15 protein-coding genes are annotated in these 16,230 nt (G+C 34.2%); 8 read left to right on the forward strand and 7 right to left on the reverse strand.

Features of this window, described 5'->3' with window-relative positions; translation table 11 throughout:
- Positions 1–31: 31 nt before the first annotated feature.
- The 3 genes from C1638_RS12940 (at position 32) to C1638_RS12950 (ending at position 3,581) form a co-directional block, all read left to right on the forward strand.
- On the forward strand, positions 32–2,617 hold the full coding sequence (locus C1638_RS12940) for a putative LPS assembly protein LptD (protein WP_109621554.1): 2,586 nt from the start codon (positions 32–34) through the stop codon (positions 2,615–2,617).
- Between the two features lie 128 nt (positions 2,618–2,745).
- Complete coding sequence (locus tag C1638_RS12945; RefSeq protein WP_045491236.1) at positions 2,746–3,126, forward strand: RidA family protein; 381 nt, start codon at positions 2,746–2,748, stop codon at positions 3,124–3,126.
- Positions 3,126–3,581: a hypothetical protein gene (locus C1638_RS12950; RefSeq protein ID WP_076353229.1), complete on the forward strand. Its 456-nt coding sequence runs from the start codon at positions 3,126–3,128 to the stop codon at positions 3,579–3,581. Before C1638_RS12945 ends, C1638_RS12950 begins: the two co-directional genes overlap by 1 nt.
- Positions 3,582–3,653: 72 nt before the next feature.
- Here C1638_RS12950 and C1638_RS12955 read toward each other — a convergent pair whose 3' ends face one another.
- Positions 3,654–5,183: a trypsin-like peptidase domain-containing protein gene (locus C1638_RS12955; RefSeq protein ID WP_109621556.1), complete on the reverse strand. Its 1,530-nt coding sequence runs from the start codon at positions 5,181–5,183 to the stop codon at positions 3,654–3,656.
- Positions 5,184–5,582: 399 nt separating this feature from the next.
- Between C1638_RS12955 and trhO the strand changes: the two genes are divergently transcribed.
- Both trhO and C1638_RS12965 read left to right on the forward strand, forming a co-directional pair.
- Positions 5,583–6,959 carry an oxygen-dependent tRNA uridine(34) hydroxylase TrhO gene (gene trhO, locus C1638_RS12960; protein ID WP_109621558.1) on the forward strand — a complete coding sequence of 459 codons (1,377 nt, stop codon included), beginning with the start codon at positions 5,583–5,585 and terminating at the stop codon, positions 6,957–6,959.
- A gap of 4 nt (positions 6,960–6,963) precedes the next feature.
- Positions 6,964–7,539 (forward strand): 5-formyltetrahydrofolate cyclo-ligase, encoded by a 576-nt coding sequence (locus tag C1638_RS12965; RefSeq protein ID WP_109621788.1) that lies wholly within the window; start codon positions 6,964–6,966, stop codon positions 7,537–7,539.
- Here the strand turns inward: C1638_RS12965 and C1638_RS12970 are convergent.
- Both C1638_RS12970 and C1638_RS12975 read right to left on the reverse strand, forming a co-directional pair.
- Positions 7,488–8,069: a hypothetical protein gene (locus C1638_RS12970; RefSeq protein WP_109621559.1), complete on the reverse strand. Its 582-nt coding sequence runs from the start codon at positions 8,067–8,069 to the stop codon at positions 7,488–7,490. The two genes, C1638_RS12965 and C1638_RS12970, sit on opposite strands and share 52 nt — an antisense overlap.
- A complete protein-coding gene (locus tag C1638_RS12975) occupies positions 8,053–9,234 on the reverse strand; it encodes a hypothetical protein (protein ID WP_109621561.1) in 1,182 nt (393 codons plus the stop codon). The genes C1638_RS12970 and C1638_RS12975 overlap by 17 nt, the downstream gene beginning before the upstream one ends.
- A gap of 183 nt (positions 9,235–9,417) precedes the next feature.
- Between C1638_RS12975 and C1638_RS12980 the strand changes: the two genes are divergently transcribed.
- The gene (locus C1638_RS12980; RefSeq protein WP_076353234.1) at positions 9,418–9,759 is read left to right on the forward strand and encodes a hypothetical protein; all 342 of its coding nucleotides are present in this window, start codon (positions 9,418–9,420) and stop codon (positions 9,757–9,759) included.
- A 133-nt stretch (positions 9,760–9,892) separates the two neighbouring features.
- On the opposite strand, the gene C1638_RS12985 is transcribed toward C1638_RS12980, so the two are convergent.
- The 4 genes from C1638_RS12985 to C1638_RS13000 all read right to left on the reverse strand — a co-directional run bounded on the left by C1638_RS12985 (position 9,893) and on the right by C1638_RS13000 (position 13,951).
- Positions 9,893–10,660 carry a TrmH family RNA methyltransferase gene (locus C1638_RS12985; RefSeq protein ID WP_109621563.1) on the reverse strand — a complete coding sequence of 256 codons (768 nt, stop codon included), beginning with the start codon at positions 10,658–10,660 and terminating at the stop codon, positions 9,893–9,895.
- Positions 10,661–10,680: 20 nt separating this feature from the next.
- A complete protein-coding gene (locus tag C1638_RS12990) occupies positions 10,681–11,472 on the reverse strand; it encodes a CPBP family intramembrane glutamic endopeptidase (RefSeq protein WP_109621565.1) in 792 nt (263 codons plus the stop codon).
- Positions 11,473–11,563: 91 nt separating this feature from the next.
- Entirely contained in the window at positions 11,564–12,403 is an 840-nt protein-coding gene (locus C1638_RS12995) for a LytTR family DNA-binding domain-containing protein (RefSeq protein ID WP_109621567.1), read from the reverse strand.
- 60 nt (positions 12,404–12,463) lie between these two features.
- Positions 12,464–13,951, reverse strand: a complete 1,488-nt coding sequence (locus C1638_RS13000; protein WP_109621569.1) for a DNA recombination protein RmuC — start codon at positions 13,949–13,951, stop codon at positions 12,464–12,466.
- Positions 13,952–14,115: 164 nt separating this feature from the next.
- Here C1638_RS13000 and C1638_RS13005 point away from each other — a divergent pair, with 164 nt between their 5' ends.
- Positions 14,116–14,790, forward strand: coding sequence for a response regulator transcription factor (locus tag C1638_RS13005; RefSeq protein WP_076353451.1), 675 nt, complete (start codon positions 14,116–14,118; stop codon positions 14,788–14,790).
- A gap of 1 nt (position 14,791) precedes the next feature.
- On the forward strand, positions 14,792–16,153 hold the full coding sequence (locus C1638_RS13010; protein WP_109621571.1) for a HAMP domain-containing sensor histidine kinase: 1,362 nt from the start codon (positions 14,792–14,794) through the stop codon (positions 16,151–16,153).
- The last annotated feature ends 77 nt before the right edge of the window (positions 16,154–16,230 follow it).

Consider the following 16,230-nt stretch of genomic DNA (forward strand, 5'->3'; position numbering starts at 1 on the left):
TAATTTTGGGCCTTAATTATATATAATAAAATTGGCCAAAACCGTCCTCAAAAATATATTACAAATTTTAATTATCCTAATTTTTAACAATTTTTTAGCACAAAAAACGTCTGAGAAATTGCCTAAAAATGCGGTTAATGATACTATTTCCAAAAAGGATACCATAGTTGTAAAAAAAGAAGCTTTAGATGATATACTTCATACAAAAGCAGATGATCAACGAAGAGATATCCCCAAGAAGATGACATTCCTTAACAAGAATGCCCAGGTAAAATACCAGGATATGCAGATTGATGCAGATTATATTTCCATTGATGATAATAAAAATCTGATCTATGCCAGGGGGAAACAAGACTCTTTAGGAAAAATAATAGAACCTGTAATCACTACACAGGCAGGGAAAAAATACGAAACCAACGAGTTTAGTTATAATACAAAAACTAAACAGGCTATTGCTTTCAATGCCAGAACGGAAGAAAGCGAAGGGGTGATTATAGCCCAAAAAACAAAAAAATATAATGACTCTGTGTTTGCAATGCGAAAAGCAGATTATACCACAGATGAATATTTTCTTAAGAAAAAAGATACGGCTGCGGATTATTTTATGAGGGCTTACAATATCAAGCTTATCAAAACAAAAAATAAATCTCAGATCGTTACCGGACCTATTCAAATGTTTATAGAACAGGTTCCTACACCTCTATATCTGCCGTTTGCTATCTTGCCATTTTCTGATAAAAGAGCAGCCGGTATTCTGATCCCAAGTTTCGGGGAAAGAGAAGATGTAGGTTTCTTCCTGAATGGAATAGGGTATTACCAACCGATTGGAGAACATTTTGACCTAAAAGTCCTTGCTGATATTTATACCAAAGGAAGCTGGAACCTTCGTCCTCAGGTGAACTACCAGAAGAAATACCGTTATTCAGGAACCTTTAATGCGGATGTTGGAACAATGGTAAGAGGAATCAAGGGACTGGATGATTATAATAAAAACAGTACCTATAGAATCAACTGGAGTCACGCACAGGATGTTAAAGCGAACCCTTTCCTTACGTTTAGTGCGCAGGTGGATATCGTAAGTACGAAGTTTTATAACAACACACTTAACAACAGTAATATTTTCAACCAAAATGTCCTGAATACTCAGCAAAACTCTACGGTAACTCTTACCAAGAGATTTCTGAAGCTTCCGGTAACTATTACAGGAACTGCATCTTATTCTCAGAATTTTGCAACAGGTTCTTCCGATCTTCGTTTACCACAAATGAACGTAGCGGTTAATCAGTTTTATCTGTTTAAATCAAAAACAGGAGTGAGACAGGGACTTCTTGAAAATATTACGGTAAATACTGGTTTTAACCTTACCAACTTTGTAAGCACTCAGGAAAATGAATTGTTTAAAAAGGAAATGTGGGATAAAATGCAGACGGGTCTTAAGAACAATATTGCGTTGGCTACCAATACTACATTGGCGAAGTATTTTACTTTCAGTTTAAGTGCCAATATTGACAATGGTTTAACGACAAAAACACTTAACAGATATTATGATCCTATAAAGAATGTTACAGTGGATGAGATCAATAAAAATTTCACAGGATATTCTACTTTCTCTACAACAGCCAGTCTTCAGACAACGCTTTACGGGATGATGAAGTTCAAAAAAGGATCAGCTGTAGAGGCAATAAGACATATGATGATTCCAAGTATAGGATTTACGTATGCTCCGGATTTTTCAAGTCCTAACTTCGGATATTATAGAAATTATTATAATGCAACAGGTGCTATTACTCCATATTCCATTTTTGAAAAAGGGATCATAGGAAGCCCGTCAAGTGGTATGGTAGGAGCTTTAGGCTTTAGTATCGGGAATAATATAGAAATGAAAGTAAAGTCTAAGAGTGACTCAACTGGTGTGAAGAAGATCAAGATCTTTGAATCCCTAAACCTTACAGGAAGCTATAACTTTGCTGCAAAAACTCACCCATGGTCTATTTTCACCATCAATGGGCAGTCTTCTTTCTTTAATAACAAACTTACAGTAAATACAAGTCTTTCCCTTGAACCTTATAAAATTGAGTTTTTACCAGGACAGGATACAGGAATCAGAACTGAACAATTTGGACATTTCGGAGTACAGGGATTCAATGTTCAGTTATCTTATCCTTTAAGCAGCGAACTTTTTGGAGAAAAGAAAGATTATGCTAAAAAGTATTCCATGAAAGGAGAGGTTCGAAATGAAAATTATTATTTTGATGATGATCATTATGCTCATTTCGATCAAGCTTGGACCTTGAATGTTAATGCAAATTATGCTTATTCAAAAGGTCTTAGCCGATTTGGTAGCAAAATTGCATCCATTGGTCTTGACGGAAGCATTAAGCTTACCCCATATTGGAACATCAATGGAAGTACTCACTATGACTTGGTGACCAAAGAATTGGCATATACAAGGATTGGTTTTTCAAGAGATCAGCGAAGCTTTACCATTAATTTTAACTGGGTGCCATTCGGGCAATATAAAGTGTATGACTTCTTTATTGGGATCAAAGCCAATATCTTAAGCGATGCATTGAAGTATAAAGACCGAAGCTTTACACAGCCAAATTCACCTTTCTAATATCAGATTGGCATTTGTGAATATAAATTTTATATTTGCAAGCAAAATAAAATCTAATGAAATCGGCTGGAAAGGAAAAAATGAAGAGGACGATTCCATATGGCCATTAAAAAAATAAATATCCACATATGAAACAAATAATCAACACAGTTAATGCACCTGCAGCAATCGGGCCTTATTCACAAGCTAATATGGCAAATGGAGTGTTATACATCTCCGGACAGATTCCTGTAGATCCTGCAACTGGTAAATTGGTAGAGGGAATTGAAAAAGAAACGCATCAGGTAATGAAAAACCTTGAAGCAATTCTTACTGAGGCTGGAATGACTTTCAAAAATGTTGTAAAGGCAACAATTTTCCTTAAAAGTATGGATGATTTTGCTGTAATGAATGATATTTATGCTTCTTATTTAGATGCTGAAAGCTACCCTGCTCGTGAAACAGTACAGGTTTCTTGTTTGCCTAAAAATGTGGATATCGAAATTTCTATGATTGCACATCAAGATTAATGAATTTTATAAGAAATACAATTGCGGTGTTGGTAGGTCTTGGTATTGCAGGGCTTATTATTACTCTTGGTATAAGGGTTTTTCCGCAATGGGTTACTTTTGAGGCCTTTGCTCCATTTGAGCATTGGCAAAGGTTTCTTTTCAGTATGAAAGATGATAAAGCCTTTTTTGGCTTCCTTTTGTTTATTTCTGGATTAGGAACTACAATTGGAGGTGTAGCAACGGCAATTATCGTTAAATATGCCAAAGTAGCCTACGCAATTCTGATCGGTTTTATTATGCTTTTCATTGCGATGTTGGATGTGATTATATTTCCTTATCATCCTACATTCTATAAGATTTCTATTTTCCTTACCTTTTTCCCGTTTTCCTGGATTGGTGGTAAGATTGTAGAAGTTATTTATGAACGAAATAAGAAGAAAAGAATCGCTGAAAAAATGAATAAACCCAAATAAAAATAATAAAAAACGCTGCAAATATTTGCAGCGTTTTTTGTTGATATGAAAATAACTATTGTTTAGTTTTGATTAAGGCATTTTAAATCCTTTAGTATAAATTCTTCCGTAGTCATCTACAAATTTCACTTGTACATTTCCTTGGTATTTATCCAGAATCTTTTCTACATCTTTCTGTGAATTCACAGGCTTACCATTCACCTCAATGATGATATAGTTGTCTACAATTCCGATTTTTGCCATTTCACTACCTTCTGATACATTCTTGGCAACTACACCGCTGTTCAGTCCGTATTCTGTTTTGAATCTTTCGGTAAGAGGATCAAACTCTGCTCCAATTTTTTCCGTAATGCTAAGATCTGCCTTTGTTCTGGTAGAAGTACCTCCTTTCTGGTCTCTAAGAGTTACACTTGTTGTAGATTCTTTACCATTTCTGGAATAAGTTACCTGTACCTTGTCACCAGGACGCTTGCTTCCGATAGACATTGACAAGTCAGCAAAATCTGTAATATCATAGCTGTCTATTTTAGTAATGATATCACCTTTTTTAAGGCCTGCATCTTCTGCACCACTATTATCTCCAAATCCGGTAACATATACTCCTGAACCAGACTTAAGATTAGTCTTGTATTGTTTATTGTATGCTGCTACTAGCTGATCATTGGAAAGATCTAGAGATTGAACTCCAAGGAATCCTCTTTGTACAATACCAAACTTCTTGATATCCTCAACGATTTTTCTTGCTAAGTTAGCTGGAACGGCAAATCCGTATCCTTGATAATATCCTGTAGTAGATTGGATGGCTGAGTTGATTCCGATTAGTTCACCATTAGTATTTACCAATGCACCACCAGAGTTACCCGGGTTGATTGCGGCATCTGTTTGGATGAAGCTTTCAATTGGATTAGCTGCTTTCCCTTGGCTTCCTAAGATTCCAATACCTCTTCCTTTAGCAGAAACAATCCCTGCCGTTACTGTAGAGTTTAACCCCAATGGGTTTCCTACTGCTAGTACCCATTGTCCTACGTCGATATTGTCTGAGTTCGCAAAGTTTAGGTAAGGCAGCCCTTTTTCCTCAATCTTTAATAAAGAAATATCAGTATTAGGGTCAGTACCAACTAAGGTTGCTATATATGATTTTTTGTTGCTCAGGACAACTTCAAGTTTATTAGCACCTGCTACAACGTGGTTATTCGAGATGATATAACCATCAGGAGAGATGATAACACCGGAACCCATCCCTGAAGGCATGTTGTCCGGAGCCTGCTGTTGTTTTTGCCTTTGTTGGCCTCTTCCCCCAAACGGGTCTCCGAAGAAATAATCGAAGAGATCCTGCTCAGATGCTCTGTTTGCTGTTCTGCTTTGATAATTTTTAATCGTAACTACAGCAGGAACGGTTGTCTTTGCTGCTTTTACAAAGTCATCACCTACCGCTCCGGTATTCATTCCGGCAAAAGTTGCCGTAGGGGCGGATGTTGTGAAAAAAGATTGATCTCCGTTGTTGGAGGTATGTCCGAAATATTGTATGGCTCCAACGGTAGTAGCTCCAGAAATTACTCCGACTACTGCAAATGGTAATAGTTTTTTTAAAGTATTCTTCATTGTATATCTTTCTTGTTTATTAATTAATTCTGATTTTGAGTAAACAAATTTAATGTTAAATAAGTAAGCAATTAGTATGCTATGTTTCAATTTTAACTAAAATTTAACGGGTATTATGTCATTTTATGCATTATGTCATAATTGTTAACGCGATAGTTAACAAAAATTAAAAAATTATTAAAGAAAATGGTACGCTGTCATATGACATAATAGTGCAATGTAAAAGAGTATAGTATAGAAAAATCAATGCCATTGTGGTGTTTTCGTAATCAATTATTACTCATTGAGCAAAGCATTGTTAATCGAGCTTTTTGGATTGTGATTCTGCCTGAGAAATGTAATTAATTGAAAAATTACTATCTTTGCAAAAATATTTTTCTCACTTAAACCGTTTATAGCATGCAACTGTATAACACCTTAAGCGCAGAAGAAAGAGCTCAACTTATTGATGAAGCTGGTAAGGACCGCCTTACTTTGTCTTTCTATGCGTATGCCAAAATTGAAGATCCCAAAAAATTTCGCGACGAATTATTTATAGCCTGGAATGCCCTTGATGCCCTGGGTCGTATTTATGTTGCACATGAAGGAATAAATGCTCAGATGAGTGTTCCTGCAGATCAATTTGAGGCTTTTCGCGATACGCTGGAAGTTTATGACTTCATGAAAGGAATTCGTTTAAATGTAGCAGTAGATCAAGACAACCATTCTTTTTTAAAGTTAACCATAAAAGTTAGAAATAAAATTGTTGCTGATGGTTTGAATGACGAAACTTTTGATGTTACCAATAAAGGAATTCACTTAAAAGCTCAGGAGTTTAATAATATGCTTGACGATCCCAACACCATTGTAGTTGATTTTAGAAATCACTACGAAAGTGAAGTAGGGCACTTTGAGGGCGCTATAACTCCTGATGTGGAAAATTTTAGAGAAAGTTTACCCATTATTAATGATCAACTGCAAGATTTTAAAGAAGATAAAAACCTGTTAATGTATTGTACCGGTGGAATTCGTTGTGAAAAGGCCAGTGCTTACTTTAAACACCAAGGTTTTAAGAACGTTTTCCAGTTAGAAGGTGGAATCATTGAATATACCCGTCAAATTAAAGAAGAAGGGATCGAAAGTAAATTTATCGGTAAAAATTTCGTATTTGATCACCGTTTAGGAGAAAGAATTACAGACGATATTATTTCCCAATGTCATCAATGTGGAAAGCCTTGTGATAACCATACCAATTGCGCTAATGATGCTTGTCATTTATTGTTTATTCAATGTGATGAATGCAAAGCCGCGATGGAAAACACTTGTTCTACTGAATGTTTGGAGACAATACACTTATCATTAGAAGAGCAGGTTCAATTAAGAAAAGGATTGCAGGTTGGGAATAAAGTATTCAGAAAAGGAAAGTCTGATGCTCTGAAATTTAAAAATTCAGGAGATTTATCAACTCAACCTTTAGGAAAGGCTACAAAAGCTGAAACTAAGGATATTCGCCAGAAAATAAAAGTTAAAAAAACATTAATTGGAAAGGCAGAACATTATTATTCAAAATCAAAAATTGCACAGTTCTTAATTGAAAACAAAGAACTTTCTATAGGTGATAAAGTCTTGATTTCAGGACCTACTACAGGAGAGCAGGAGATTACAATTACTCAGATTTATGCAAACGGAGGCCCTTGTGAAATAGCAAACGTAGGAGATCAGATTACTTTTGAACTTCCGTTCAGAGTTCGTTTGTCTGACAAATTATATAAAATTGCGCAAGCTGAAAATGCATAAGATTATGCTAAAAGCAGAACTTAGAAAAAAATATATACAAAAAAGAAAAGCCTTGTCTCCTGATGAGGCTTTCTTGTTATCTGAAAAAAATTTTGAAAACTTCATTCATTATTTCAATCCAAAAGAGTCAGAGAAAGTACATGTTTTTATCCCGATTTTATCCCGAAAGGAAATTGATACCCAAATCTTCATTCAGTATTTTTTATCACATAATATCCGTGTATTTGTACCTAAAATTGTAGGAGATAAGCTTATCAATATAGAAATTTTTGAAGATACATTATTTGAAACGAATAGTTGGGGGATTTCAGAACCTGTTTCCAATGAGGATTCTCATGAAAATGATTATCATTATGTGATTACCCCTCTTTTATATTGTGATAAAAAAGGAAATAGAGTAGGATATGGAAAAGGATTCTACGATGGCCTTTTTCAGGGGATATCCTCCGAAACAAAAAAAATCGGAGTCAATTATTTTGACCCCGATGAATATGTCGATGATGTCTGGGAAAATGATATTCCTCTAGACTATTTGGTTACTCCCACAGAAGTGCTGTCTTTCTTAATCGGTTTGGAATAAAAATCTAAAAAGTAAAACTTAAATTCTTTTTTTAGCTTAGATGTTGATAATAATATATACTGAGCATTTTTCTCAAAATTTCCTAACGACTTATTCTTACCATCAAAATATTCTACATTGAACCTTGCGTAATCAAGAGTGTCTTTCTTATAGAATTCCTTGTAGACATTCAAATTATTGACTTTCACAGATTTCACTTTCATACTGTCTAATTCTGAAAATAACCTTTTAAAGGTTAATGAATCAGGTTTATGAAAGTAGCTTTCCATTTGTGAATAAATAACAGTATCTATTTCCGTATTTCTGTTTCCGGATAAATATAAGGTAGAAAGATCAAGAAGTTCCTGAACTTTTTGTTGAGTGATGGAGTTAATGGCCTGCATGCTGTCCATTTGTACAGCAGGATAGCTTTTTGCATTATTGCTGTTTCTTAGCTTGTCCAGGTCGCTTACCTCTGTTTTTTTATTATTACAGGCAACAAATAAAGTCAGAAGTACCGCGAAAATTAAAAAGTTATTTATTCTTTTCATCTGTGGTGGTAATTTTAAATTTAATGGATACAATCTTACCATTGTTATCCTTTTTCATTTCTATTACATTCAGGTTTTTCAATGAAGTAGTAGGCGTGGTTACAAGGGTGATGTACTTTTGTTTGTCAAGTCTTTCAATTCCATAAGTGTTATTATCGTATACCTGATATATAATGGCGTTACTGCTAATCAGGTTTTCCAGCTGATTTCTTTTCTGTTTAATAAGGGCTACCTGCTCTTCAGGGTTTCCACCTTTAATGTCTTTTATAGAGAAATAATAGACAGCCATCTTGTAATCATCCGGTTTCAGTTCTATCTTTTCTTCTTCAGGAGCATTTTCCAGATTTCTATTAACTTCCAAAGGTTCATAGAAAGGAGCGCTGATACGCATTTTTAGAATTTTATCCTTAGTTGAATAAGAAAAACAGTCACCCGGCTTTATTTTATACATCAATGGGGATTCATTTTCCTTAACAACCATTATTTCTAATGTATTGATTACAGAAACTCCTCTGTCCTTATCAATAAAGCAATAGGTATAACTTTTTGAAAAAAGTACATCTTTAAATCCAAGCAAACCAGTTATGGTAATTAAAACGGAAGTAATAAGTGCCCAAGCATTCTTTTTGAAGAAATTTTTCTTGGGAGAAATCGTTGAAATTTCAGTTTCGTTATTTTTTGTAACGTTTGTATTAACTTGTTGATTTTCAGTTGTTGATTTTTGTAAATCGACGTTTTCGGGGGTTTGAAATTCTGTTTTTTTAGGTTGAAACTCATTTTTTGGGAGTTCAGGAGCTAAAGCCACTGTTTTTTCCAATTCATCAGTTTCATCTTCATCTAGATTTTCATTTTCCAGTAATAATTCTCCAGCAAAAAGATGTTGTTTCTTGAATTCATACCAAGAGTCATAACCCGCATAAATACTCAGTAAATTGAGCATATCTATCCTTGGTAATTTTGTGACTGGTGAGTTTTTGAAATAGGTGTAAAATGACTTTTCACTGATGTTACCTTTTGCCTTTTTGCGTAGGTCTTCCTGGAAATATATGATATCTATACCCTTCCACTTAGATATGTCATCCTGTGAAGGGGTATATTCTTTTAAATATTGACCCTGAACGTCCTTTTTTAGTTGTTCAAAGTGTAATAAATCTAAATCTGTCAATTTTTTTTTAAATAATTAAATTGTTGATTATCATCTATGTTTTTTTGTAAAACTATTTTACAAAGGTATTACAATTATTTTTCATAAACAAATTTTCTAACTGCTCTACCTTTGTCTTGTTCAAATAACAGAACAGAAGAAAATTTTATAAAACAATATTAACAAAATTAAATTTAATTTATTATGAAAAAGTCATTATTCGTAGCTGCTATCGCTGCAATCTCTCTAGTTGCTTGTAAAAAAACTGACGCTACTGCTACTGAAGGTACAACTGATTCTGCTGCTGCTAACGTAGCTGATTCTGCTGCTGTAGTTTCTGATTCTGCTGCTAAAGTTGTTGATTCTGCTGCAACTACTGCTGTAGAAGCTACTAAAGATGCTGCTGCTGCTACTACTGCTGCTGGAACTGAAGTTGCTAAAGATGCTGCTAAAGGAGCTGCTGACGCTGCTAAAGGAGCTGCTGATGCTGCTAAAGGAGCTGCTGACGCTGCTAAAGATGCTGCAAAAGACGCTGCTAAGAAATAATTTTAGCCTAGCTTAAAAATAAAAGAACCGTTTCACTCAGTGAGACGGTTTTTTTATGCTTTAATATCATAAACAAAAAGATGACACCTAAATACTTTTAAAGTCAGATATCATCTTAATGGATCTGTATTCTCTATCCTTTCTTCTGTCTTAAGGATTCATAGCAAGTAATAGCCACAGCATTACTCAGATTTAGAGAGTCAATACTTCCTGCCATAGGAATCAACGTATTTTTACCTTTCCCAATCCAGAAATCACTTAACCCGGAATGTTCAGTACCAAATAATACAGCAGAACGTAGTGTAAAATCTCTTTTATAAAGATCTTCAGCACTTTCGTCCATCAATGTTGTGTAAATATTGAAATTGTTTTTTTGCAGAAATTCTAATGTCTCATTATTTTCCGCCTGATAAACCTCCATTCCAAAAAGACAGCCCACACTGGATCTGATCACATTGGGGTTGTAGAAATCGGTTTTGCCATCTGCAACAATCAGTGCATCAATACCAAAAGCCTCACAGCTTCTTAAAATAGCACCAAGATTACCTGGTTTTTCAACGCCTTCAACAATAATAACTGTTGAATTATCCTTGGGAATGTATGATGAAAGAGGAGTTTCTTTGGCTTGATATATTCCGATAATTCCCTCAGAGCTTCCTCTGTATGCTATTTTTTCATAAACTTTGTCGCTTACGTAATGAATTTTTCCATCAGGAATGGCTCCCTTGAAGATATTTTCACAGATAAAGAATTCCAACGGTTCAAAGTTATATTGTACAGCTCTTTCATTCTCTTGCTGTCCTTCTACGACAAAAACCTTTGATTTTTTACGGAACCTGTTGTCAGTAAGAAGCTTAGTGACATTTTTTATTTTTTCGTTTTGAAAACTTTCTATCAACATTTCGCAAAATTATGCAAAATTTATGATTGAAGTTCTGTGCTTTTTATAAAAAGAGTTCTCCATGTGATTTGAAAAGGGATTTTATTTTTCCTTTTATGATAGATAATGATGCCTATGATTAGAAATATGGATAGGAATTTATAGAGATTTCCATAAAGGTTTCCGGAAACATTTTCTGAAACATTAAAGATCTCCCAATAGAAGTTCATGAGAGAATGTAGAAATATGGCACACCATAGATTAAAGTCTTGTTCAAAATATACCCATGCGAAAAATACTGATCCCAGAAATGTAATGGCAAATATCTCGATAAGTTCTATGGTATTTTGACTTTGGTATAAATGAACCTGCGCAAATAGTAATGATCCCAGTAATACAGATGATAAAAATCCGAGTTTTGTGAATCGGAATAATGTTCCAATGAGAAATGCTCTGAAAATTATTTCTTCAAAAAATGCAGAGGAAATAGTATTGATGAACAAAGATTCAGTGTTTATTGTACTGTTTATTTTAAAATGTATGCAATATCCAATCAGCATGGGTAATGTCCCTAAAAAAGCCAATGCAAAGCCTTTAATGATGGATTTATCCAAAGAAAATAAGTTAAGAATATTCATTTTAGGAAACAAAACCTTTAATGTTATTACCAATGGAATTAAGGTCACTGCATAAGCAATAATATGGGCAGCAGCCTTGCTGTGAAAAAGGTTCTTTGAGAATTGCTGTATGCTTTTAAAACAAAATAAATCAAAGAAATAATAGATGGTGAATCCCAAAATAAAGATTAAAAAGAAGCGAATGTTTTTACTCATGTCAGTTATTTTTGAGCAAAAATGTTGCTTTCCATAAAGCGAATCAAATGAATGTGATGAGTGTCAAGGAATAGTGACGAACAACAAGTCTTTAACTTTTAGATTGTTGTAATTGAGGAATAATATCTGAGATAAAGCTTCTTGAAACTGGAATCTCAAAGTCGATTTCCGAAAGAATTAATTTATAGCCCTGAGCATTTCCTTTAAGGTTTTTTACTTTTTCAAGATTAACAATATAAGAGCGGTGACATTTTTTAATGGAATCTGTTTCCACTTGTGATAAAAGATTGGATATGCTTATTCGGAGCAAAAGTTTTTTTATTGTATTATTTTCTATAAAATATAAAGTGCAGTAGTTCTCCATGGATTGAGCACACAGGAAATCTTCTTCAGCAATTGCCAACTCAATATTATTACTGGTAATTGTCAGAATTTTTTCTTTGAAATTTTCAATGTTTCCTATGGGTTGAGGAACAATATCTCGTGCAATATTTTCATGAATATTTTTTAAATAAATATATCTTGACAATATATAGATAGTGGAAATGGGAATGCCTACTGCTAAAGAGTAGAGAAACATATAGCCATAATTTTCAAGGCTAAGTTCTACATGACTTATAAATAATGTATTGTAAAGGTAGGAAAAGATGGACCCAAGCAATAAGATGACAAATATTTTCAAGAGTTCAGAGCCGATATTCCAATCTTTGAATCGGAAAACAAAGAGGCTTGAAATAAAAAAGGCTGCTCCAAAAATAAGAGTGTACGGAAAAAGAATAAAGTATTTATAAGGATGATGATAGTTCTCTGTACCAAAAGGCTGAAAAATAATCAGGAAAAGATAAACCATAATTCCTGCTGCCATGGAGGAAATCAGTATCTCTTTTACCGATTTTGATTTAGGATATGAATAAGGTACAAGGGAAAACATATCAGTTATTTTATCAAATTTTAATTTCCTTTACACTGGATTTCAGCAGAATCTTATTATTTATTCTATTAAATTAGTATTGTCGATAAGGCTTTGAGGCAAGTCTTTTTTGTTTTTAATTCCCAATGATTTCAGTTTTTGAGTCTGAATGACAAGATTGTCATTTCCAGTGTAAAGCTGTTTGTAGGCATCATTGTAAACATTTTTAGCGAGATCAATATTTCTTCCCACTTTTTCAAGGTTATCCACAAATCCCACAAATTTATCATACAGTTTAGCGCCGCGCTCTGCAATTTCCAAAGCATTTTTGTTTTGATATTCACGCTTCCAAAGATCCGCGATCAGTTTTAGGGAAGTGATCAGGTTACTTGGATTCAAGAGAAGAATTCTTCTGTCGTAGGCATAGTTCCAAAGGTTTTGGTCTGCCTGCATAGCTGCAATATAAGCGGGTTCACTTGGGATAAACATCATGACAAAGTCCAGAGATTTTCCATAATCGTCATATGCTTTTTGGCTAAGCTGCATGATATGGTTTTTGATAGAGCCTAAATGCTGATTAAGCTTCATCATATAAACATCCTGATCTGTTTCATCTACCAGTTCAGTGAATGCAGTAAGGGAAACCTTGGAATCAATGATGACATTTCTTTCATCCGGATATTTTACAACGGCATCCGGACGCATTTTTTTTCCTGAGAATTCAGAAAATAGAGCTTTGTTGTCTTCATCGCGAAGTTCGTGTTCCAGAAAATATTCTCTTCCTTTTACCAACCCTGATTTTTCGAGGATACTTTCTAAAATCATTTCGCCCCAGTTTCCTTGGGTTTTGCTTTCACCTTTTAAAGCTCTGGTTAATTTTTTTGCATCTTCAGAAATTTGTTGGTTCAGTTCTGCAAGTTCTTTTACTTTTTCAGCAAGGGAGAAGCGTTCCTTGTTCTCCTTTTCATAGGCTTCATTAACCCTATTTTTTAAGTCAGTAATTTTTTCCTGAAATGGATCAAGGATATTTTTTAGATTATTTTGATTTAAAGTAGTGAATTTCTCAGCCTTTTCCTCAAGGATTTTATTCGCCAGATTTTCAAACTGAAGTTTGGACTCCTCTTGTATTTTTGTGATTTCTTCTTTTTGGGTAGAAAGAGATTTCTGGAGGCTTTCATTTTGTGCAGAAAGCTCAGCATTTTTAGCAAAGAATTCCTGTTTCTCGGCGATAAGCGTTTCTATTTGAAAATCCTGTTTTAAGTTCAATTGTTTCTGCTCCTGAAACTGTGTATTCAGAGATGAATGTTGAGCAGAGATCTTGGCAAATTCATTTTTCAGATCGTTCAAAAGATCCTGTTGTTGTATATTTAATTCCTTTTCCTTGGTAAGATTTTGATTCAGTTCCTGAACTTTCAAGCCTGAGTTTTCAAGATCCGACTTGTTTTTAATGTGTAAAGTGTTCAGCTCATCATAAGAACTTCTTGAAACCGTAGACGATTTCAAGGCAAAATATAAAATAATGGCTCCCAATAATCCGCCGGCAATACATCCAATAATTAAATATGTCATCTCCATTTCTCAAAATTATGAAAAAAGGCTGGAAGTTGTTATTGATTAATTTTCAAATGAGATTGTAGTTATTATTTTAATGATTAGAAAAACTTTCGCTTCTTGTTTCTGGCTTCCTTTCTTCAACCAGAATCCCTATATTTATGGGAAATTTCAGAAACATTATGAATATCTTATTGGTAGAGGACGATCAAAGAATTAGCAGTTTCCTGTTGAAAGGACTTTCTGAAGCCGGCCATAATATGACACTTGCTGATTCCGGAGAAAAAGCCAGAGAAATTCTTCATACCTATGATTTTGATATTATACTGATGGATATAATGCTTCCGGGATTGGATGGAATGCAGCTTACTCAGATTATCAGGTTTAAGGGAAATTATACTCCAATTTTAGTGTTAAGTGCCTTGAACAGTCCGGATGATAAAATTAAGATGCTGGATTTGGGAGCGGATGACTATTTATCCAAGCCTTTTCATTTTGAAGAGCTGATCTCAAGGATTAAAGCTTTAACAAGACGTAATAAATTAAGTTATCAAAAAGAAGATCAATATTTATCATGCGGTACGATTATAATTGATACGGATCTTCACAAGGTAACCCAAAATGAGAAAGAAATTGAATTTTCTCCTACAGAATATAAGCTTTTTACTTTTTTGATGGAAAATAAAAATAAGGTGTTGAGCAGAACCCAGATTTTACACAATGTCTGGGGAATAGATTTTGACAGTACTACGAATGTGGTGGATGTATACATTTCCTATGTTCGTAATAAAATTGATGAAACAGAACAGAAGATTATTCATACCGTAAAGGGAACAGGATATTTAATTAAAGACTGAAATGACTCTTAGAAACAGGTTTACGCTTATTTCCAGCCTTTCGTTTGGCATTGTTTCTATCATCACATCTGCGGTGATATTTTTTGCCTATTATGACAGTACCAAGATTTTTTATTTTGAAAAGCTTAGGAATACAGCACTTATTTCAGCCATTTATTATCTTGAAAAGGATGAGCTTCCCAAGAACAGGCATGCCCAGATTAAGCAAGAATACAATCATCTTATTCAGAATAACAGGGTAGCGGTTTATAACCAGAATAATCAGGTTACATTTGGGCACAATCTGAATGACAAGAATATTAAGCCTATTCATCTACAAGCCGCCAGAAACAATAAGGGAACACAGTTTATGGCTGGTAATGAGTTCTACTATGGTATTTTTTACCCGGATAATCAGGGAGACTTTGTTGTTTTTGTAAAATCGCCTAATGATTCATTTCAATCACAGATCTGGAGGCTTGCCATTATTATGATTTCTGTGCTTATTATCGGGCTGCTTGCCATTTATTTTTTAAGCAGGTACCTTTCAAAGGTTGTATATAAACCTATTTCCAATGTGGTAGAGCGGATTAACAAAGTGGATTATAATAATATTTCTACAGCTATTACCTCTACCAATACCAATGATGAAATTGAAGACCTGATTAAATCTTACAATAAATTATTAGGCCGTATTTCTGAAAATGTACTGTTACAACAGAACTTTATCAATTATGTGTCTCATGAATTTAAAACTCCTTTAGCTGCAATCTCAGGAAATCTGGAAGTATTTGCCCAAAAGGACCGAACTCCGGAAGAGTATAAAAAAGTAGCCAAAGAATCACTGGAGAATGTTTTTGAAATTGAAAATATTCTCAATAACCTTCTTCTGATGTCCGGAATGACGAAGCTTGAAGCCTCTCATAAGCAGGTAAGAGTAGATGAGCTGATCTGGAAAATCTATGAAAAACTAGAACCTAAGGCAAAAGAAAAACAATCCACCCTTAAAATAGAGCTTAAGGTCACAAAACCAACCTTGCTTGAGTTTCCAGGAAACGAGACTCTTTTATATTTGGCGCTATATAATATTGTAGAAAATGCGATTAAGTATTCTCAGGATCACCCTGTGATTATTACTTTGTCAGAAAAAGAAAATCAGTTGAATATTGAGGTAAGGGATCGGGGTAAAGGTATTCATTCTGATGACCTCTTGAAGATTACAGAAACTTTTTATAGGGGACAAAATGTTGAGAATGTGAAAGGAAGTGGGATTGGATTGTCATTATCCAAAAGCATTTTTGATCACCATCATATCCTGATGGAGATTGATTCTACTGTAAATATTGGAACAAGTGTTTTGCTAGTGTTCCCTTCTAATGTCTAAGAATTCCATCCATCACAAATAAAAATAAAATACTTACTTCTAAGTTTGTGCTAAAGCCAATGGGTGATATTTAAAAA

Origin of the sequence: Chryseobacterium oncorhynchi, assembly GCF_002899895.1 — a bacterium.
Lineage (GTDB): Bacteria > Bacteroidota > Bacteroidia > Flavobacteriales > Weeksellaceae > Chryseobacterium > Chryseobacterium oncorhynchi.

Bases quoted from the DNA above. Each gene is read 5' to 3' on its own strand.
- C1638_RS12965 (WP_109621788.1), top strand. From the start codon at position 6,964: ATGCTAAAAGCAGAACTTAGAAAAAAATATATACAAAAAAGAAAAGCC.
- C1638_RS13005 (WP_076353451.1), top strand. From the start codon at position 14,116: ATGAATATCTTATTGGTAGAGGACGATCAAAGAATTAGCAGTTTCCTG.
- C1638_RS12970 (WP_109621559.1), bottom strand. From the start codon at position 8,069: ATGAAAAGAATAAATAACTTTTTAATTTTCGCGGTACTTCTGACTTTA.
- C1638_RS12995 (WP_109621567.1), bottom strand. From the start codon at position 12,403: ATGTTTTCCCTTGTACCTTATTCATATCCTAAATCAAAATCGGTAAAA.
- C1638_RS12990 (WP_109621565.1), bottom strand. From the start codon at position 11,472: ATGAGTAAAAACATTCGCTTCTTTTTAATCTTTATTTTGGGATTCACC.
- trhO (WP_109621558.1), top strand. From the start codon at position 5,583: ATGCAACTGTATAACACCTTAAGCGCAGAAGAAAGAGCTCAACTTATT.
- C1638_RS12950 (WP_076353229.1), top strand. From the start codon at position 3,126: ATGAATTTTATAAGAAATACAATTGCGGTGTTGGTAGGTCTTGGTATT.
- C1638_RS13010 (WP_109621571.1), top strand. From the start codon at position 14,792: ATGACTCTTAGAAACAGGTTTACGCTTATTTCCAGCCTTTCGTTTGGC.
- C1638_RS12980 (WP_076353234.1), top strand. From the start codon at position 9,418: ATGAAAAAGTCATTATTCGTAGCTGCTATCGCTGCAATCTCTCTAGTT.
- C1638_RS12945 (WP_045491236.1), top strand. From the start codon at position 2,746: ATGAAACAAATAATCAACACAGTTAATGCACCTGCAGCAATCGGGCCT.
- C1638_RS12985 (WP_109621563.1), bottom strand. From the start codon at position 10,660: ATGTTGATAGAAAGTTTTCAAAACGAAAAAATAAAAAATGTCACTAAG.
- C1638_RS13000 (WP_109621569.1), bottom strand. From the start codon at position 13,951: ATGACATATTTAATTATTGGATGTATTGCCGGCGGATTATTGGGAGCC.
- C1638_RS12955 (WP_109621556.1), bottom strand. From the start codon at position 5,183: ATGAAGAATACTTTAAAAAAACTATTACCATTTGCAGTAGTCGGAGTA.